Raw genomic sequence first — 18,038 nt, 5'->3', positions numbered from 1 at the left:
CAAAATGAAAAAAAAGAGAAAAAAAGTGCAAGGAATGCTTGACCAGTAATGGAAAACTTGGTTTTAATCGATGCAGTCCTAAACGGTAATTCGAAAACATAATTGAATGCGGTGTTAGGAACTACAAGATAATCTGCTTTTTTGGCAATTGTCACAAAAGTGAAACTGATCGGTTTTAAGATACACGAGTCGTTGATTTAACAACGTTTCTTGGATAGACGAAAATCAGTCAATAGGTCTACAAGGCCACATAATATAATATAAAGGGGAATCTTGAATGAAAGCGATTAAACTTGCTTCTGTGTTTGCGGTATCTGCTGTTGCAGCTGCCGTTTCTACTGCTACTTTTGCTGCTGAGGCAGTATTCACTGGTAATGCTGGTGTAGAGTATGTAACTCAGAATGAATCCAAAAAAACCACTACTGCTAACGAGCTAAGTGGCACTAAAGAGTTTGAAGTTGAAGTATCTGTTGATACAGGTATTGTTTATGCTGAAATCGAAATCGCTACTGATGGTGCTGATGAAGGCACTAAAATTGGCATGGAAAAGCTTTATGTTAAACAAGGTGCTGTCAAGTTTGGTCGTTTCGACGGTACTGTAGCAACTGGCTCTTTCTTTGGTATGGATGAGTACTTCGGTGGTGTTGATCTTAAAAATGCTACTGATTCTGATGGCGATCTAACTGGTGATACAGATAACACTGGTATCCGTTACATGGTTTCTCCTGAGCTGACTGTTGCTATTGAAGCGACTAATGCAGTTGGTGATGTAGACGGTGAAATTGGTTTTGCTGCTTCTTACGTTATGGACTTCGGTGGATTCAAAGCTGGTATCTCTGGTGGTGCTGTAGGTGATGCGAATGCTGTGAACGTTGGTGTTCAAACTGTTGCAGGTCCAGCGACTGTATCTTTGAACTACGGCTCTGGCGCTGGTGGTACTGATGGCGATACTGATATTGAACTGATGACTGCATCTGTTGCGTTTGCAGCGTCTGAAGCGTTGACCTTGACTCTTGAATTCTCCAGCGATCTAGAAGCTGAAACTGACGGTACTTACTTCGTTGGTGAATACGCTGCTGGTGATTTGACTTACTACGTTAAAAACTACGCTGGTGACCTAGGTTCTGAACTTACTAAAGTTGGTGTGAAAGCTTCTTTCTAAGACTGCTTTTTTATAAGAGTGTCTTGACTTAGTAAAAGCGAAAGCCAGCCCTTTGGGCTGGCTTTTTTTATGGTAAGCTTAGCGAACTGGTGACTCCGCGGAACGGAGCATGTTTTGTTTTGTTTAGCATAAAATAGGAAGATACGTTTTGTCAGAAGATGTGCGTGAGTCGGTACGATCACCAATTTGGGAGTTGTTTGCCAAGCAAGCGGCGTTTATTGCGGCTTTATTGATTTTGTTTTTTTTCGGGTTGGCGACCTATAGTTACAATCCTAACGACGCGGGTTGGTTCTATTCAGGTAATGGTGCCGCTATTCAAAATTCCATGGGGCCAATTGGTGCGACCATAGCGGATTTGACATCGGGCTTTTTCGGTTCTTTATTTTATTCTCTCCCTCCTCTTTTTTTCTGGGTTGCTATTATTATATGGCGCAATCCACATTCTCTACTGCCTTTGAATAATGCCTTACTGTGCACGCTTGGCAGTATTTTGTACTTGTCCTTTGCTTCTGTTTTATGTTTCTTGCATACCGTTGGTGAACCTTCGTTGCAATATGGCACTGGTGGTATATTGGGTCATGGTTTAGGGACATTACTTTACAGTTTTATTGGTTACGATGGCGCGACATTAGTCAGCTTAGCCTTAGTTATTCTGTCCTTTACGTTATTGGCTCAACTGCATTGGTTGAGCCTAATGGATAGCTTGGGTGAAAAGACGTTTCGCTTTATGGTGTTTGTTCGCCATAAATGGACGAGCAGTCGCGAAGTGAGATCCAAACAAAAAGCCGCTTTGAAACTTGAGATTGACGATGATGCAGAAGAGCCTGCTATTGTCAGGAAAAGAAGAAAGGCAGAAAGTGAGCCTGTGGAAAATGAGCAGACTAAAGGTAATGCTCAGTCTGACGAAGGGAATACAGAAAACCCTATTGCTGATCATGCTTCTCTTGAAAACGACGAAGATAAGAAGTCCAAGTTTTCGCTATCATCATTATTTTCTAAGTCTAAGAAAGTACATGCAGAAGTTGAATTGCCTCAATCTCATGAAGAGCCTGAGTTTGGTGGTCTGGATACGCTATCATTTGACGAGAGTGATGTTGATTTTGGCGACACACTTTATATTGAAGAAAGCTGGTCTAAGCCGACGGATAAGCCGCCCATTAATGCACCATTAGAAAAGCAACTGCCGAACGCTCAATCCCTCGATCAGGACGACAGTGGTGCTCCTTTGCCTACAGGAATATCAAAGGAACAGGCCGATGCGATGTTGTTCAACGACGAACCGCCTTCGGTTATTCCTCCCGCACACAAACCTGCGTTTCGAACCTTGTCAGAAGCGAAGCAATTGGATTCGCTTGGTGGGCCTTCTTCCGGTGATGATGACACTCGCCAGACTGTGAAAGGCTACTCTTTACCGGATCGTGGCGTATTGACCACACCAAAACCAAAGCAGGGCGGTTATTCAGAAGATGAGCTGTTGGCCTTGTCTGAATTATTGGAGCAGCGTTTGCAAGACTTTGGTGTAAAAGCCGAAGTAGTTGAAGTGAATCCTGGCCCTGTTATTACGCGTTTTGAAATTCAGCCTGCGCCAGGCGTAAAGGTTTCTAGAATTACCAATTTAGCAAAAGATCTAGCGCGTTCTTTAAGCGTCATGAGTGTTCGAGTCGTTGAAGTGATTGCAGGCAAGTCGACCATCGGTATTGAAATCCCCAATCAGGTTCGAGATACCGTGTATTTTTCCGAAGTGATTAACTGTGATGCCTACGATCGATCTTCATCGCCGCTTACCTTGTCGCTTGGACATGATATTTCTGGTGAACCCGTTGTGGTTGATTTGGCGAAAATGCCACATGTGCTTGTTGCTGGTACAACAGGGTCTGGTAAGTCGGTGGGTGTGAATGCGATGATTTTAAGTATGCTGCTTAAGTCGACACCAGACGAAGTGCGCATGATAATGGTCGACCCAAAAATGCTTGAGTTGTCGATCTATGAAGGTATTCCGCACCTTTTGACGCCAGTTATTACCGATATGAAAGACGCGGCCAATGGTTTGCGTTGGTCGGTGGATGAAATGGAGCGCCGCTATAAGTTGATGTCGAAACTGGGCGTCCGCAACATTGCGGGTTACAACAAAAAAGTACGTGACGCGATAGATGCGGGTAAGCCGATCGAAGATCCATTATGGCAACCAGAGATGGCGATGTTTTCCGAAGATGGCGTTGCTCGCACGGTACCGCATTTAGAGCCACTGCCTTACATTGTTATTATCGTGGACGAATTTGCCGACATGATGATGATTGTGGGTAAAAAAGTAGAAGAGTTGATCGCTCGTATTGCTCAAAAAGCGCGAGCGGCGGGCATTCACTTAATCCTAGCGACGCAACGACCTTCTGTGGATGTCATCACAGGCTTGATCAAAGCGAACATTCCAACCCGAATGGCGTTTCAGGTGTCATCGAAAATCGACTCGCGAACCATTTTGGATCAAGGTGGCGCAGATCAATTATTGGGTATGGGTGATATGTTGTATCTTCCTGCTGGTTTGCCAACGCCAATCCGAGTTCATGGTGCGTTTGTGTCGGATGAAGAAGTTCATGCGGTTGTCGAGGAGTGGAAACAACGAGGTGAGCCAGACTATATTCAAGACGTGGTGGTGAACCCAGAAGACTTAATGTCCGGTGATGACAGTGAAGATAAAGACGCACTTTATGACGATGCAGTGAAAATTGTCATTGAAACGCGTAAAGCTTCGATATCCTCTATTCAACGCCGACTTAAAATAGGGTACAACAGAGCGGCTAATTTGGTTGAAGCAATGGAAGCGGCTGGCTTGGTTGGTCCGATGGGGACGAATGGGCAGCGCGATATTTTAATTCCAGAATAACGGTTGTTATTTTTTTGAACAGCTCGTATTTAAAATGTTTGTTGGAGAGTTATGTTGATAAATAAATTAGTCGCCATGGCAATATTGAGTGTTGTTATCGCGTTTCAAGCTATCACTGTGCAGGCGGAAGACCAGACTTCAGGCTCCATTGAAAATTTATTGGAAATGAACCGAAATATTGAGGGTGAATTTCGCCAAGTGACCTATGATGAAAAAGGCAAACAGCTTCAGGTGAGTGAAGGTATCTTTTTATTGGCGAAACCCAATCAGTTTGTTTGGGACAGTGTGACGCCGTTTGCACAACGTATTATTTCGGATGGTAAAACCATCACAGTATGGGATGTGGACTTGGAGCAAGCGACTAAAAAACCGTTGTCTGGTACGGTTGGCAACTCGCCAGCTGCGTTACTAGGGCAACCGGCCAGCGAAGTGCTTCCACATTATAATGTGGCGAAATTGGGCGACGAGAAATTTCGTCTAGAGCCAAAAGGCGAGCAAGATTTATTTCAGCACCTTACGTTATCTTTCCGAAAGAAAGTCATCAGTGCCATGAGTATTCTCGATTCACTTGAGCAAACCACCGTGATTGAATTTAAAAATGTCGAGACGCATGACGGTGTTGCCAAAGAAAATTTTGCTTTGGACTTACCTGATAATGTGGATGTGATTGTAGAAGGTCAATAATGAAAGACCTGTTTTCGGATGTACCAGCGGAGGCTTATCAGCCTCTTGCAGCCAGAATGCGACCCGCTAACCTCGATGATTATATCGGGCAATCGCACTTGGTGGGTCCGGGAAAGCCATTGCGACGCATGGTTGAAACTGGCCATTGCCATTCGTTTATTCTTTGGGGGCCGCCAGGCGTCGGTAAAACCACATTTGCTCAGTTGCTTTCCCATGCACTGGACGCGCAATTTATTGAAATCTCAGCGGTCATGTCGGGTGTTAAAGAAATTCGTGCAGCGGTGGATCAAGCCAAGCAGTTGCGCATGATGAATGGCACTCAGACTGTGTTATTTGTGGATGAGGTGCATCGATTTAATAAATCCCAGCAAGACGCATTTTTACCTTTCATTGAAGATGGCACCTTTTTATTTATTGGTGCGACAACCGAAAACCCAGCCTTTGAGTTAAATTCTGCTTTATTGTCTAGAGCGCGTGTTTACCGTTTAAAAACGCCAACCGCCGAAGAGGTTCAGCTTGCGCTCGCCCGTGCCTTGCAGAGTCATGAGAAAGGCATCAGTGGCTTACAGATAGACGATTATTTTTTATCTGTTTTGGCGCAAGCGGCGGATGGTGATATTCGTCGTGGTTTGAATTTTTTAGAGATTTTGTCAGATCTTGTGGAGCCTGAAGCTAAGGTGACACAAGAGCAATTAGAAGATGTATTAGGTGGAAGTGTTCGTCGCTTTGATCGTAAGGGCGATGTCTTTTACGATCAAATTTCTGCGTTTCATAAATCCGTTCGAGGGTCGTCTCCTGATGGCGCTTTGTATTGGATGGCGCGAATGTTGGATGGTGGGTGTGATCCTTTGTACATTGCGCGTCGTTTGCTGGCGATTGCCTCAGAAGACATTGGCAACGCTGATCCTCGGGCGTTGCAAATTGGTCTAAACGCTTGGGATGTATTTGAACGTGTTGGCCCCGGAGAGGGAAATCGAGCGATAGCTCAAGCTGCTGTTTACATGGCGTGTGCCCCGAAAAGCAATGCGGTATATAAAGCATTTGGGCAGGCCATGACGGATGTGACTGCACAGCCAAGTTATGAAGTTCCAGCACATTTGCGCAATGCACCAACATCGCTAGCAAAAAGTATGGGGCACGGTGACGAATACCGTTACGCGCATAATGAAGAGCATGCGTACGCCGCTGGAGAAAGCTATTTGCCTGAAGAGTTGGCAGATATGCGTTATTATCAGCCGACCGATCGGGGTTTAGAGAAAAAAATCAACGATAAGTTGGCTTGGTTGTCAGACTTGGATGATCAGAGTCCACTTCAGCGCTACGCGGATTTAGTAAGAAAAGACGTTTAATCACCAGAATAATCGTTGTGAGAAAAGCATTACCTCAAAGGAATACAATAATGATGTACTTTATGATTGCGGTTGGCGGAGCGTTTGGTGCTTTAAGCCGATATGGCATGACCAAATGGATTAATTCCCATTGGCATCACCATTTTCCCTTCGCTACCATGCTGATTAATGTATTGGGTTGTGTGTTGATGGGGGTCGCCTTTGTGGTGATTAGTGAGCGCATGCCGTCACTTGAACCGTATCGTCCTTTGGTTATGGTGGGTTTTTTAGGTGCTTTTACAACGTTTTCAACTTTTTCTCTGGAAATTGTCTCGCTTATTAACATGCAGGCTTGGCTAAGTGCGGTAAGCTATTTATTATTGAGCTGTGTTTTGGGCGTTGTTGGCCTAGCGGTTGGTATGACGGTAACTCGCTTGTTTTGACCGGTTTTTAATTGTGAAGTTACCCTAATTTATTTTTATACATTGTTTAAAGGATATTGTTGCAGAGATGTTAGACATTAAAGCATTGCGTGCTGACCCAGAAGCCATTGCGGCTCAACTTAAAAAGAAAGGCTACGAGTTGGATGTGGCGACATTTTCTTCCTTAGAAGAGCGTCGTAAGGCCATTCAAGTGGAAACAGAGACGCTGCAACAAGCCCGAAATTCGGTGTCCAAAGAGATTGGTCAGGCGATGAAGTCTGGAGATAAAGACAAGGCGGCTGAACTAAAAGCGCAAACGGCAACATTGGGTGATGATCTTCAGGCGGCAAAAGAGACGTTGGCCGCTGTTCAGCTTGAGATGGATACTCTATTGGAAGGCATTCCAAATCTACCGCACGCGTCTGTACCAGAAGGTAAGACGGAAGATGATAACGTAGAAGTTCGTCGTTGGGGCGTGCCGAAAGCGTTTGAATTTGAGCCAAAAGACCACGTTGATCTTGGTGAAGCCATGGAGATGTTGGATTTTGAAGCGGCGGTAAAAATTACCGGTTCTCGTTTTGCGGTTATGCGTTCTGATTTAGCTCGCCTACACCGTGCTTTGACTCAATTTATGATCAATACGCATGCAGATGAACACGGATATTCTGAAGTCTATGTGCCGTATTTGGTTAACGCACATTCTTTGAAAGGCACTGGTCAGCTTCCTAAGTTCGAAGCAGATTTGTTTAAAGTGCCGGTCGATAAAGACAGTGGTAACAACGATCTTTATTTGATTCCAACCGCGGAAGTGCCTGTAACGAACTTGGTGCGTGATGAAATTCTGAATGACGCAGATTTACATAAAAAGTTTGTGGCGCATACGCCGTGTTTCCGAAGCGAAGCGGGAAGTTATGGTCGTGATACGCGAGGCATGATTCGTCAGCATCAGTTTGAAAAAGTAGAATTGGTGCATGTTTGTCGTCCGGACCGTTCTGAAGCGGTGTTGGAAGAATTGGTTGGCCATGCAGAAACTATTTTGCAAAAACTGGCGTTGCCTTATCGCACCGTGATTCTGTGTGGCGGCGATCTTGGTTTCTCAGCGCATAAAACCTATGACATTGAAGTGTGGTTGCCTGGACAAGGTAAGTACCGTGAAATCTCTTCTTGTTCAAATATGTGCGACTTCCAAGCGCGCCGAATGCAAGCTCGCTGGCGCAATCCTGAAACAGGACGCCCTGAGTTGGCACATACCTTGAATGGTTCAGGTTTGGCAGTTGGTCGAACGCTTGTGGCGGTATTGGAAAACTATCAGAATGCGGATGGCAGTGTACGTGTTCCTGATGTGTTGGTGCCGTATATGGGCGGAAAAACCTTATTGAAAAAAGCGTAAATCGCATTTTCTAATAAAAAAGCCTCTGACTGAGGCTTTTTTTGTATGAGTGGATAGTGGAAATTATGACGGGCAAGGTCTATTTAATTGGTGCGGGTCCAGGGGATCCTGAATTATTAACGCTAAAAGCATATCGTCTGTTAAAAATGGCCGATGTGGTGCTGTACGATCGGTTGGTTGGCAAAGACATTATTGCGCTGATTCCTGAAACAGCTGAAAAAATGTACGTAGGCAAAGCAAAGTCGATGCACAGTCTGCCTCAAGAAGAAATAAACAGCCTTCTTGCGGCTAAAGCCAAAGAAGGTAATATGGTTGTTCGCCTGAAGGGCGGCGACCCTTTTATCTTTGGTCGCGGCGGAGAAGAGCTTGAAGAGCTGATTGAAGAAGAGGTTCCTTTTGAAGTAGTGCCTGGTGTGACGGCCGCTGCAGGTTGTGCTGCGTATGCAGGCATTCCGTTAACACACCGCGACTATGCGCAGTCTGTTCGTTTTTTAACCGGCCACCTTAAAGATGGCACGACAGAGTTACCGTGGGAAGAGTTGGTTCATCCTGCACAAACGTTAGTAATTTACATGGGCTTAACCGGCCTTAAAGACATTAGCGCGTCGTTGATTCGGTTTGGTATGAAGCCTTCAATGCCCGTGGCAATTGTCGAAAAAGGCACGACCAGTGAGCAGCGTGTCTTTACATCTACGATGGAAGATATCTATGATGTTGCGACAAAAAATGAGGCGAAGTCGCCGGCATTATTAATTATTGGTGAAGTGGTTACTTTGCAGAAAAAACTTGAGTGGTACGGTAAGTATTAGCTCAGGGTTGAATTTGAGAGTTTTATTAAAAAACGGAGCTTTTCCTAAATGGAGTTCCGTTTTTTTATGGGCTGTTTTTAATGTGCGGTTATAGGCAATTGGCTGGTTTTGGTAGACCAGCGATTTTCGCAGCAAGCTTTGGAGGGCTACCGGGGAACAGAGTCATTAAATAAATGCTTCTGCCTTTTTCAGCCCCCAACTTTTTTGTGACGGCTTTTACCAGTGGTCGCATAGCAGGCGATACTTCAAACTCATGATAGAAGTCTCTCAATAAGTAGATGATCTCCCAGTGAGCGTTTGTTAGTTCTACGTCGACGTCTTGTGCTAGCTGATTTGCGAGCTCTGGCGTCCAGTCTTGCAGATTTAACAAATAACCTTCTTCGTCCAAAATTAATGTTTTTTCAGTCATTGTGGTTACCAGCTTATGTTTGCTTCGGCAGAAAAGGTGATGTCGACCCATTCTTCGTCCGACAGGGCTGTACCAATCGAGGGCGACAAGCCATACGCCGTTGCATCACTTTGCAAGTAGTAAAGGGTGATCTGCTTTTCGGTGATGAGTGTACTTAGTGAATCAATTTGGTGCGACGCTCTTAAAATGCTCTCTTCAATGAGCAAAATAGAGTCACCCGTTTGCACACTGTTTTGCCATGTGGTTTCTAACGGTTCTGGATAAGTGAGTTGGTTTATTTGGTGAAGTCGCATAATTAAAACCGGAATACTTGTTGGTATTGTGAAAACATGGATTGCCATTGCTCGGTGTCGAGCGATTGAACACCTTGCCAAATGTTATCGGCTTCTTGCCAAGTGTGACGGCGTTCTATAAAAACATTTTCTATGTCGTAAAACTCCAACCCAGCTAACAGTTTGTGAAGATTTTTACCCTGTTCAATGGTTGGGTTTTGATTCAGAGTGAGAAGCGAAAGCGCAGGGCCAGATAAACAAAGATCAACCGGTTGTTCAAATGTTGCGAAAACCAGAGCCAGATCTAACCCTTCTTTGCATGCTAAGCCAGAATAAGGGCTGCTATTTAGGTGGATCAAGGTGTGTTTCATGGTGCTACCTAAACTGAATGATTTTGTTGGTGGAATTCATTAGGTCAACCAGTGTGCCCAAGCCTTCAAGCTGGAAGTGCTCGGCCAAAGAATGTTGCTCTAGTTCGTAGCGACGGCTTTCATCTTCGTTAAGAATGCCGCGTCTAACGGCAGCAGCAATGCACAAATATAAAGGGATATCGTGTTCTATTGCCAGCGCTTGCCACGCTTTTGTTAGGTTTATTTCATCTCTAGGAGGTTGTGTTATTTGGTTGCCGATTAAAACGGCATCTTCGTAAAAAAATACGCCCCTGATACTATTAGGGTGTTTTTTCATGGCCGCCTGAATAAAGCGAAGTGCGGTATGGCATGCCTTGCTTTGATATGGGGAACCTGTGACGAGAAGGGTGTATTGCATTAAAAGGAAGCCTTAATAAAACCAGTCTAGGAAACGATTTTGCAAAGTTTACACATAAAAAAGGCCGCAGTCAGCGGCCTTTTTTGTTTTGTCTCGAACGATTAATCGTCGCGAGCCATGCCGAGAAGAGACAAGATGCTTAGGAACATATTGTATAGAGAAACGTACAAGTTCACTGTTGCAAGTATGTAGTTGGTTTCACCGCCGCGAACGATTTGATTTGTTTGCAACAAAATAACCGCTCCAGAGAACAAAGCAAAACCCGCTGAAATAAAGATTTGCAGTGCTGGCATTTTAATAAAAATACCGGCAATCACAGCGAATAAAAGAACGAAGAAACCAACGGTGATGAAACCATTCAGGAAGCTAAAGTCTCTTTTGGAAATCAAGGCGTAAGCAGATAGGCCCAGAAATGAAAGGCCAGTAATGCCCAATGCCGTCATGATCAAAGATCCGCCGCCAGGTAGGCTCATGTAAGCGCTTAAAATGGGCCCTAATGTTAATCCCATAAAACCTGTCAGAGCAAACACACATAAGATACCAAGTGGGCTATTTTTGAACTTATGCGTTAAAAACAGCAAACCATAAAAGCCAATAAGCAAAACAAAGATATTCATATTAGCGAAGTTCATTGTCATGCTCACGCCCGCAGTGAAGGCGCTGAACAAAAGGGTTAGCGACAACAGTCCGTATGTATTGCGGAGCGTTTTGTTTGCCGCTTGCGACGTATGTGTCGACGAGTGGGCTTCTGTGTAACGCATGGTATGACTCCTTTGAGGTTTAAGACTATCAATAGACTTAATATGAGGCTGAAAGTTCCAAACTTCAAGCTAGATTGTTTATCTGGGGAATAAAAATCAAAAAACACCGATGCGTCTCGGTGTTTTTCGAATGGGAAGATGAATGAGTGTGGTTTAGTTGGATAACACGGCTTTGTGTGTCGTGTTGGATTGTTTGGTTTTATGTTTGCCTATTTGTCTGATGAGTTTGTCTATCATGCTATCTATGGCGTGGAATAATCTGTGCTCAGATGTGGATGCGGCAAATAACTCTTTACCAGGCAGTTGTAGGCTTGCCTCGGCCTTCTGGCATTTATTGTCTTTAAGCAAGGTGACGTTGACTGAGGTTATTTGATCTGTCAATTTGGATAACTTGGCAAGCCTCTCATTGATGTGATCTTTTATTGCCGGGGTTACGTCGATATGGTGACCAGAGATTTTGGTAGTGTGCATACTGTATTTCTCCTGAGTGACATTTGTGAAACAAGCAACATAAACGACAGAGAGTAAAGAGCATTTGATGAAAATGTCGCCGCCTTTTGAGCATAGGTGTGCTTTTTAAATCTGTCAAAAAACGCCGCCAGATCACTTTTTGTTGAAGTGGTTGGTGGTATTATAGTGGTAAATAAGGGGAGAAATTGATGACTGTCTTTCTTCAAAAATGACGTCGTTAGTTGAAGGTTGTCGTGCTTATGGTAATGGCTTTTGATAGACTGTTGAGCTAAATATGCGAAGCGAGATTTATGTTGGATAACGACTATTCATTACCGATATCATTTTCAATGGCTGCCCAAATTGGGCTAGAAGAAACGGTATTACTGACTTTTTTAAAACAACAGGCATACCTTGTTAATTCAGGAGTTTTGCGTGTTGAAATGAGTCAATTAAGTGTGCAACTGCCATTTTGGACTGTGCCTATGTTGATGCGCTTATTGGCGAATTTACAAATTAGCCAACTATTAAGTTTTCAGCGACAAGAAGAGATGTTAGACATCCATTTAGCGTCTTCGCAAAAAGTGACGCAAACGGTTAAGCCTGCAGCAGAAAGAGTGCCAAAAGAAGATTCATTGATGAATAAAATGGATCGGTTGCATAAAGCGTCACGGGAAAAGCCAGAAGAGTTTACGCCTCAGCCAAAAAGCTACCCTGCTAAGCAACCGGTGCGACAATACGATGCGCCATCTCCTCCTGTGGTAAATGACCGCAGAGGTGTTACTGATTTTGATCTGTATTTAGAGCAAAAAGAACGTGCTCGACAGCCTGATCAATGGCAACCAGAAGAAGCAACGCTTGAACAAATTGCACAATCTGGTATTGCTCGTGAATTTGCCTTGTCTTTGCAAACCGAGTTTTTGTTACGAATTAAAGAACAGCGTAAAAATGTTCGGACTTGGAACAGTGAATTTTTCAAATACGTAAAACGTCAGTGGCAATACAAACAATCGGATAGGTCTTCATATGAAGGAACCTCAGTCAGTTCAAAATTTACTAAAACCTCTAGAGAACAGGTTAGTGACGCCCTCAACAACATCCACGACACAGACTGGTGATTTTGGCGGGTATGGCTCAGAAAGTGGCGGTGCCACGCGTGAGTCAGGTCCAACTGAGGCAGAGCAGCAAACTCGCGTTTTAGTAAATATGTTATTTGCGCGCTTTAAGGCGATTTATACTCATAAATTCGCATCGGCTTACAGCACGACAGACGAAGTGAAACTCGCGAAACGAGAGTGGGCGATTGCGCTAAAAGGCTTTCAGGAGCCTTTGCTTGCCTACGCGGTAGAGCGTACGAAAGAAGTGCATGCTTGGCCTCCCACCATCTCTGAATTTTTAAAACTGATCAGCACCGCCTATAAAGCATACGGTTTGGCAGACCCACGTTCAGCGTATCTTGAAGCTTGTGCTTGTCGAACTGATCCATTGCAATACAAATGGAGCCACCCTGCCGTTTTTTTTGCGGGTTCTCGGGTGGGTTGGTACAAAATTAAATCGGAAGAAGAGCGTGTTACTTGGCCTTTGTTTGAGCTGAGTTATGTGGAAGTTGTTGACCGTGTCATTGCTGGCGAGCGTTTGGTTATCCCAAAAGTCATAATGATTGAAGACAAGCAAACGCTTAGCGTAAAAGATTTAGTGAGTAAAATTGCCAATGATTTATCCGTTGACGAAGAGGTGATAGCGCCTCTGCTTTACTACACGCAAAAAACCTATGGTTCTGGTGTGCGTGTTCGTTATCGAGAAATTAGTCAGAAAAAACTCCTTGAAATGGGTTACGAAGAAAAACTTCCGGAGTAATGCGGTTCATTGAGCAGCATTTTTCAATTTTAGCAGGATGCTATTGGCGCGGCTTCATTCTAGGGTAGAGTGAAATCGACACGAGGCGTAGGAAATTTTGGTGAGGTTGTTATGTTGAAAGTATTGATCGTTGACGACCATGATGTGGTTAGCCAAGGTATTAGTCGCGTATTGCAAGATGTTAATGGTGTCGAAGTTGTTGGCGTGGTGCACAGTGGTGAAGAGGCCATTGTTCAATCCAAAATACTGTTGCCAGACATTATTCTTATGGACGTGCATATGCCAGGAATTGGTGGTTTAGGTGCGACAAAAGAAATAAAGCGCATATTGCCAAAGACAAAGATCATTGCCTTGTCTGCATTAGACGACAACCTTTATCCAGTGAAATTATTGGAAGCTGGCGCATCAGGTTACTTAACCAAAGGCACCAACACTTCCGAGTTGCTAGAAGCCATTCAAATGGTGTCGAAAGGCGAGCATTATATTTCTAAGACAGTCGCGCAAAAAATGGCATTGTCTAAGTTTTCCATCGATGGTCAAGGCTCGCCATTGGGGCAGCTGTCAGATCGAGAGTTGCAAGTGGCTCAAATGATTGTGGATTGCAAAAAGTCCAATGAAATTGCAGATCATCTCAATGTGAGTCCAAAAACCGTGAGTACATATCGTACTCGTATTTTTACGAAGCTTAGTATTGAAAGTGATGTTGAGCTTATTCACTTGGCCGTTCGTTACAATGTACTTGGTATGGGCTAGGCGAAAAACGAGGTTTGTTTGAGCCATTCAGAATTTGATCCAAAGCATTTTGTCAGTCACTTAACGACTCGTCCTGGTGTTTATCGTATGTACGATAGCAAGGGGTCGTTGTTGTATGTTGGTAAAGCAAAAAATCTAAAAAATCGTGTGGCCAGTTATTTCCGCGTCACTGGTTTAACAACGAAAACCATGGCGTTGGTCAGTCGCATTCACACGATTGAAATTGCTGTCACCAAAAGTGAAACGGAAGCGTTATTGCTTGAGCAAACGCTGATAAAGCAACATCGTCCGCCATACAATATTCTACTCAGGGACGATAAATCTTACCCCTATATTTTGCTGTCCAATCATCTTCATCCGGCGCTGCTGTTTCGTCGAGGGGATAAAACGGATAAGGGAACGTTATACGGCCCTTTTCCGAGTGGCTCCGCGGTAAAAGAAAGCTTAAGCACCATGCAGAAGGTGTTCAAAGTGCGCCAGTGCGAAGACAGCACTTACGCCAATCGATCTCGACCTTGTTTGCAATATCAGATTAAACGATGCTCAGGCCCTTGTGTTGGCTTGATTAGCGACGAACAGTACGATCTGGATGTTCGCCATGCTCGCATGTTTCTACAGGGTAAAGACCAAGAATTGACCGCAGAAATTACGTCTCAAATGACCGTCGCGGCCACAGACATGGAATTTGAGCGTGCCGCCGAGTTACGCGATCAAGTCATCCAGCTGAAGCATATACAAGAGCAGCAACACGTTTACGGCCAAGTGGGGGATGCGGATGTTATTGCCTCGATTATCCAACCTGGTGGTTTGTGTGTTCACGTTATGATGGTGCGCAAGGGGAAGGTGGTTGGCAGTAAAAGCCATTACCCTAAAATGGCCATTGAGGTCACAGAAGGGGAGTTGCTGTCGTCTTTTATTGCGCAGTTTTACCTTGGTGGTATTCAGGAATTACCTAAGACATTGATCGTTAGTCATGAGTTAGAGGATGGTGATGCATTGGTGGAGGGGATTTTTGAAACCACTCAGAAAAAAATTGAAGTGCTCAATAATGTTCGAGGTCAGCGTGCTCGTTGGCTTGATCTGGCGAAATTGAATGCAGAGCAAGGGCTTCAGGCGCGTTTATCTGACAAACGTAATCACTTTAGCCGTATAACCGCGCTGCAAAAATTGTTAGGCTTCTCTGAGCCGCCAACGCACATGGAGTGTTTCGATATCAGTCACTCAAGTGGCGAAGCAACCGTTGCATCATGTGTGGTATTTGGGCCTGATGGACCGGACAAAAAACGTTACCGCTCATTCAATATTGAAGGCGTTGAACCTGGTGACGATTACGGTGCGATGAAGCAAGCACTAATGAGGCGCTATAAGCGAGTCAAGAGTGGTGAGTTGGAAGCGCCAGATGTCTTACTGATTGACGGTGGTAAAGGTCAGCTAACGCAAGCAGAAGCTGTGCTAAAAGAATTAGGGCTAGTGAACATCTTCTTATTAGGTGTGGCCAAAGGTGATACGCGAAAGCCCGGTCTTGAAACCTTGTATATTGGTTCAAAAGAAGACGAAGTCGTACTGCCGCCAGATTCATCGGCTTTGCACTTGATTCAGCATATTCGAGACGAAGCTCACAGGTTTGCGGTAAAAAGCCATCGTCGTAGACGAGATAAGAAGCGCCGGCATTCTGTGTTGGAAGAAATACCAGGTATTGGTCCTAATCGTCGTAAAGAGCTATTAACCGCGTTTGGCGGCTATCAAGAACTGTTGTCTGCAAGTCAGGAAAATATTTCAAAGGTAAAAGGGATTAGTGCGAAAAAAGCAGAAGAAATTTACCTTTACCTCCATAAAAGTTAAGTTTGGCTAAGTGTTGGTGCATTTAGCGTAATTATTAGGAATAAAATGAACATACCGAATATTTTGACGTCCGTGCGGATCTTCATGATTCCAATATTAGTGGCCATATATTATTTACCGTGGGAAGGGCGTTATTTCACCTGCGCCATAATTTTTGCGCTGGCTGCCATTACCGATTGGTTGGATGGCTATTTGGCTCGAAAGCTCGATCAAAGTACGGCTTTTGGTGCTTTCTTTGATCCTGTGGCGGATAAGCTTATGGTATCTATTGCGTTGGTATTACTGGTCGCCAGTTATGCCAACCCATTACTCACCTTGGCCAGTGCCGTTATCGTTGGTCGAGAAATTGTGATCTCAGCTTTGCGCGAATGGATGGCAGAAATGGGCAAACGAGCAAGTGTTGCCGTTTCCTATATTGGTAAGTTGAAAACCGCCATGCAAATGTTGGCCATTTTCATTTTATTGGGAAGCCGTCCGGATACCTTGATGGCGCATGTGGGGGAAGTAGTGTTGATCGCCGCGGCCTTGTTAACGCTTTGGTCAATGTACATTTACTTGAAGGCGGCGTGGCCTGAGCTAATGTCCAAAGAGTCGGATGAAAAATAAACAGATTGTAAAAAAGTGCCTAAGTTAGTTATTTATTTGGAATTTTTCCTTGACGTGAAAGCTCAAATACATAGAATAGGCACCGTCTTTTGAGACGCGGGAATAGCTCAGTGGTAGAGCACAACCTTGCCAAGGTTGGGGTCGCGAGTTCGAGCCTCGTTTCCCGCTCCAATCAAAAGAATTTCTGATATGAGGCCGGATGGCAGAGTGGTCATGCAGCGGACTGCAACTCCGTTAACGCCGGTTCGATTCCGACTCCGGCCTCCAAAATCAGATATGCCCGGGTGGTGAAATTGGTAGACACACAAGACTTAAAATCTTGCGCTGAATAAGCGTACCGGTTCGATTCCGGTCCCGGGCACCATTTATGGTGCCTTTTTTTTGCCTAAATTTTGTTATCTAGCTCAAACCCTCGTACTTTCTCGCTTTCAGCCTTTTTATTCAATTCCTTAAAATTCATTCTTTTCATTACTTATGCTATCTTTTCTGAAATTCAGCACCGTACGTTGCACTATAAATTGATCGACGACCTAGATATTGTACTGATTTTTTACTTGGGGTTTTGGTTGGCATAAGTGTAAGCGTGATGAAAGAAATAAAAACTCATAGGGACAAGTGACAACATTTGAATTAAACCGCCACAGGGCGGTTTTTTTTGTGCTGGCGTATGGTTCGACTGGAACAAGCAGACAAAACACTTTACTGTGGATGGATAGCGTTGATTCAGGTTAAAGGAGTAATCATGGACAGTTCAACACCAAACTACGCGCTTGCGAGTAACAAGAAAAAAGCCATTTACTCCTTGAAGGGAATTTTACAAGGCGTGGTGGCTGACACTGCATTGAATACGATGGAAGCCCTTTACCTAAATACTTGGTTGTTAGACTCAAAACCATTGCGCAATGATCCCGACGCCATCGACTTGTTGGACTCAATCAGCGATGCGTTGGCGGATGGTAAGTTCACTGCGGAAGAGCTGGAAGACCTAAGCGCACTCATTACCGACATTATCGAGTTTCGGTCCTATGAAGACGTCACGGCTTCGGACTACCTGAACGAGTTTCTAGGGTTAATCAATGGTATCGTGTCAGACGATCAGATTAACGCAGACGAGTTTTCCTATCTCCATGAGTGGCTAAACAAACATATCGATTTGGTTGATGACGCTACAGTAAGAGGCGTGGCAACGAAGATGGTTGAGTTTTCAGCGCTTAAACAAGCCACACCTTCCGATGAAGAAGCCTTACTGTCTTTTCTAAAACAGACGGCCGGTATTCGCTTCCTAGAAACGGGCGCCGCCGATGCACACCCTATGGACCACATCGCAGACAGCATCGAATCCATGAACCACGAGCGTGCGGCCATGTGTTTTACCGGTGTATTCAATACAGGCACCCGCAAAGAAGTAGAAGCGATTGCCATCAAGTTGGGTGCTACGCCTCGCAAAGACCCGAGCAAATCTATTCATTACGTCGTGATTGGTTCTCAAGTGTCGCCAGATTGGAAACACACCAGCTTTGGTCGCAAAATACAAAAAGCGATAGAACTAAGAGAAAGCGGGCATCCGCTTATCATCCTAACGGAACAAGAGTGGGTTAGGTTTATTTAGTCTATTATTAATAGCTAATACGTGATGCTTTCACT

19 protein-coding genes and 3 tRNA genes are annotated in these 18,038 nt (G+C 44.4%); 16 read left to right on the top strand and 6 right to left on the bottom strand.

What is annotated here, in order from left to right:
• Window positions 1-277 precede the first annotated feature (277 nt).
• From D104_RS34645 to cobA, 7 genes are all read left to right on the top strand, one after another.
• Window positions 278-1,162 (top strand): hypothetical protein, encoded by an 885-nt coding sequence (locus tag D104_RS34645; protein ID WP_024025266.1) that lies wholly within the window; start codon window positions 278-280, stop codon window positions 1,160-1,162.
• 148 nt (window positions 1,163-1,310) lie between these two features.
• Window positions 1,311-4,043, top strand: a complete 2,733-nt coding sequence (locus tag D104_RS34640; RefSeq protein ID WP_024025265.1) for a DNA translocase FtsK — start codon at window positions 1,311-1,313, stop codon at window positions 4,041-4,043.
• Between the two features lie 51 nt (window positions 4,044-4,094).
• Window positions 4,095-4,727, top strand: a complete 633-nt coding sequence (lolA, locus tag D104_RS34635; RefSeq protein WP_024025264.1) for an outer membrane lipoprotein chaperone LolA — start codon at window positions 4,095-4,097, stop codon at window positions 4,725-4,727.
• Window positions 4,727-6,076, top strand: a complete 1,350-nt coding sequence (locus tag D104_RS34630) for a replication-associated recombination protein A (protein ID WP_024025263.1) — start codon at window positions 4,727-4,729, stop codon at window positions 6,074-6,076. Before lolA ends, D104_RS34630 begins: the two co-directional genes overlap by 1 nt.
• A gap of 50 nt (window positions 6,077-6,126) precedes the next feature.
• Window positions 6,127-6,498, top strand: a complete 372-nt coding sequence (crcB, locus tag D104_RS34625; RefSeq protein ID WP_024025262.1) for a fluoride efflux transporter CrcB — start codon at window positions 6,127-6,129, stop codon at window positions 6,496-6,498.
• A gap of 67 nt (window positions 6,499-6,565) precedes the next feature.
• Complete coding sequence (gene serS / locus D104_RS34620) at window positions 6,566-7,867, top strand: serine--tRNA ligase (RefSeq protein ID WP_024025261.1); 1,302 nt, start codon at window positions 6,566-6,568, stop codon at window positions 7,865-7,867.
• A 65-nt stretch (window positions 7,868-7,932) separates the two neighbouring features.
• Window positions 7,933-8,676: a uroporphyrinogen-III C-methyltransferase gene (gene cobA, locus D104_RS34615; RefSeq protein ID WP_031215311.1), complete on the top strand. Its 744-nt coding sequence runs from the start codon at window positions 7,933-7,935 to the stop codon at window positions 8,674-8,676.
• Window positions 8,677-8,764: 88 nt separating this feature from the next.
• Here the strand turns inward: cobA and D104_RS34610 are convergent, their stop codons facing one another.
• The 6 genes from D104_RS34610 to hpf form a co-directional block, all read right to left on the bottom strand.
• The gene (locus D104_RS34610) at window positions 8,765-9,085 is read right to left on the bottom strand and encodes a TusE/DsrC/DsvC family sulfur relay protein (RefSeq protein ID WP_024025259.1); all 321 of its coding nucleotides are present in this window, start codon (window positions 9,083-9,085) and stop codon (window positions 8,765-8,767) included.
• Window positions 9,086-9,090: 5 nt separating this feature from the next.
• The gene (locus D104_RS34605; protein WP_024025258.1) at window positions 9,091-9,378 is read right to left on the bottom strand and encodes a DsrH/TusB family sulfur metabolism protein; all 288 of its coding nucleotides are present in this window, start codon (window positions 9,376-9,378) and stop codon (window positions 9,091-9,093) included.
• A 2-nt stretch (window positions 9,379-9,380) separates the two neighbouring features.
• The gene (locus tag D104_RS34600) at window positions 9,381-9,728 is read right to left on the bottom strand and encodes a DsrE family protein (protein ID WP_024025257.1); all 348 of its coding nucleotides are present in this window, start codon (window positions 9,726-9,728) and stop codon (window positions 9,381-9,383) included.
• 4 nt (window positions 9,729-9,732) lie between these two features.
• Window positions 9,733-10,125: a sulfurtransferase complex subunit TusD gene (tusD, locus tag D104_RS34595; protein ID WP_024025256.1), complete on the bottom strand. Its 393-nt coding sequence runs from the start codon at window positions 10,123-10,125 to the stop codon at window positions 9,733-9,735.
• Between the two features lie 101 nt (window positions 10,126-10,226).
• Entirely contained in the window at window positions 10,227-10,886 is a 660-nt protein-coding gene (locus D104_RS34590; RefSeq protein ID WP_024025255.1) for a Bax inhibitor-1/YccA family protein, read from the bottom strand.
• Between the two features lie 153 nt (window positions 10,887-11,039).
• A complete protein-coding gene (gene hpf, locus D104_RS34585) occupies window positions 11,040-11,357 on the bottom strand; it encodes a ribosome hibernation-promoting factor, HPF/YfiA family (protein WP_024025254.1) in 318 nt (105 codons plus the stop codon).
• A gap of 290 nt (window positions 11,358-11,647) precedes the next feature.
• On the opposite strand from hpf, the gene D104_RS34580 reads away from it, so the two are divergent.
• The 9 genes from D104_RS34580 (at window position 11,648) to D104_RS34540 (ending at window position 18,003) form a co-directional block, all read left to right on the top strand.
• The gene (locus D104_RS34580) at window positions 11,648-12,454 is read left to right on the top strand and encodes a DnaT-like ssDNA-binding domain-containing protein (protein ID WP_024025253.1); all 807 of its coding nucleotides are present in this window, start codon (window positions 11,648-11,650) and stop codon (window positions 12,452-12,454) included.
• Complete coding sequence (locus D104_RS34575; protein ID WP_024025252.1) at window positions 12,417-13,193, top strand: replication protein P; 777 nt, start codon at window positions 12,417-12,419, stop codon at window positions 13,191-13,193. Before D104_RS34580 ends, D104_RS34575 begins: the two co-directional genes overlap by 38 nt.
• Window positions 13,194-13,304: 111 nt before the next feature.
• Window positions 13,305-13,946, top strand: a complete 642-nt coding sequence (locus tag D104_RS34570) for a response regulator (protein WP_024025251.1) — start codon at window positions 13,305-13,307, stop codon at window positions 13,944-13,946.
• A gap of 18 nt (window positions 13,947-13,964) precedes the next feature.
• Complete coding sequence (gene uvrC / locus D104_RS34565) at window positions 13,965-15,788, top strand: excinuclease ABC subunit UvrC (protein ID WP_024025250.1); 1,824 nt, start codon at window positions 13,965-13,967, stop codon at window positions 15,786-15,788.
• Between the two features lie 45 nt (window positions 15,789-15,833).
• The gene (pgsA, locus tag D104_RS34560) at window positions 15,834-16,394 is read left to right on the top strand and encodes a CDP-diacylglycerol--glycerol-3-phosphate 3-phosphatidyltransferase (RefSeq protein ID WP_024025249.1); all 561 of its coding nucleotides are present in this window, start codon (window positions 15,834-15,836) and stop codon (window positions 16,392-16,394) included.
• Between the two features lie 96 nt (window positions 16,395-16,490).
• Window positions 16,491-16,565, top strand: a tRNA-Gly gene (locus tag D104_RS34555).
• Between the two features lie 22 nt (window positions 16,566-16,587).
• Window positions 16,588-16,661, top strand: a tRNA-Cys gene (locus D104_RS34550).
• A gap of 11 nt (window positions 16,662-16,672) precedes the next feature.
• Window positions 16,673-16,758, top strand: a tRNA-Leu gene (locus tag D104_RS34545).
• Between the two features lie 378 nt (window positions 16,759-17,136).
• Window positions 17,137-18,003: a BRCT domain-containing protein gene (locus tag D104_RS34540; RefSeq protein WP_024025248.1), complete on the top strand. Its 867-nt coding sequence runs from the start codon at window positions 17,137-17,139 to the stop codon at window positions 18,001-18,003.
• Window positions 18,004-18,038 lie beyond the last annotated feature (35 nt).

Origin of the sequence: Marinomonas profundimaris, from assembly GCF_000508165.1 — a bacterium.
GTDB lineage: Bacteria > Pseudomonadota > Gammaproteobacteria > Pseudomonadales > Marinomonadaceae > Marinomonas > Marinomonas profundimaris.
This window is presented reverse-complemented; position numbering and strand designations above follow the sequence as displayed.

Excerpts from the sequence above, each read along its gene's own strand:
- pgsA (WP_024025249.1), top strand. The coding sequence starts at position 15,834 with ATGAACATACCGAATATTTTGACGTCCGTGCGGATCTTCATGATTCCA.
- D104_RS34580 (WP_024025253.1), top strand. The coding sequence starts at position 11,648 with ATGTTGGATAACGACTATTCATTACCGATATCATTTTCAATGGCTGCC.
- D104_RS34610 (WP_024025259.1), bottom strand. The coding sequence starts at position 9,085 with ATGACTGAAAAAACATTAATTTTGGACGAAGAAGGTTATTTGTTAAAT.
- D104_RS34605 (WP_024025258.1), bottom strand. The coding sequence starts at position 9,378 with ATGCGACTTCACCAAATAAACCAACTCACTTATCCAGAACCGTTAGAA.
- D104_RS34600 (WP_024025257.1), bottom strand. The coding sequence starts at position 9,728 with ATGAAACACACCTTGATCCACCTAAATAGCAGCCCTTATTCTGGCTTA.
- tusD (WP_024025256.1), bottom strand. The coding sequence starts at position 10,125 with ATGCAATACACCCTTCTCGTCACAGGTTCCCCATATCAAAGCAAGGCA.
- D104_RS34590 (WP_024025255.1), bottom strand. The coding sequence starts at position 10,886 with ATGCGTTACACAGAAGCCCACTCGTCGACACATACGTCGCAAGCGGCA.
- D104_RS34630 (WP_024025263.1), top strand. The coding sequence starts at position 4,727 with ATGAAAGACCTGTTTTCGGATGTACCAGCGGAGGCTTATCAGCCTCTT.
- D104_RS34645 (WP_024025266.1), top strand. The coding sequence starts at position 278 with ATGAAAGCGATTAAACTTGCTTCTGTGTTTGCGGTATCTGCTGTTGCA.
- D104_RS34570 (WP_024025251.1), top strand. The coding sequence starts at position 13,305 with ATGTTGAAAGTATTGATCGTTGACGACCATGATGTGGTTAGCCAAGGT.
- lolA (WP_024025264.1), top strand. The coding sequence starts at position 4,095 with ATGTTGATAAATAAATTAGTCGCCATGGCAATATTGAGTGTTGTTATC.
- cobA (WP_031215311.1), top strand. The coding sequence starts at position 7,933 with ATGACGGGCAAGGTCTATTTAATTGGTGCGGGTCCAGGGGATCCTGAA.
- crcB (WP_024025262.1), top strand. The coding sequence starts at position 6,127 with ATGATGTACTTTATGATTGCGGTTGGCGGAGCGTTTGGTGCTTTAAGC.
- hpf (WP_024025254.1), bottom strand. The coding sequence starts at position 11,357 with ATGCACACTACCAAAATCTCTGGTCACCATATCGACGTAACCCCGGCA.
- D104_RS34540 (WP_024025248.1), top strand. The coding sequence starts at position 17,137 with ATGGACAGTTCAACACCAAACTACGCGCTTGCGAGTAACAAGAAAAAA.
- serS (WP_024025261.1), top strand. The coding sequence starts at position 6,566 with ATGTTAGACATTAAAGCATTGCGTGCTGACCCAGAAGCCATTGCGGCT.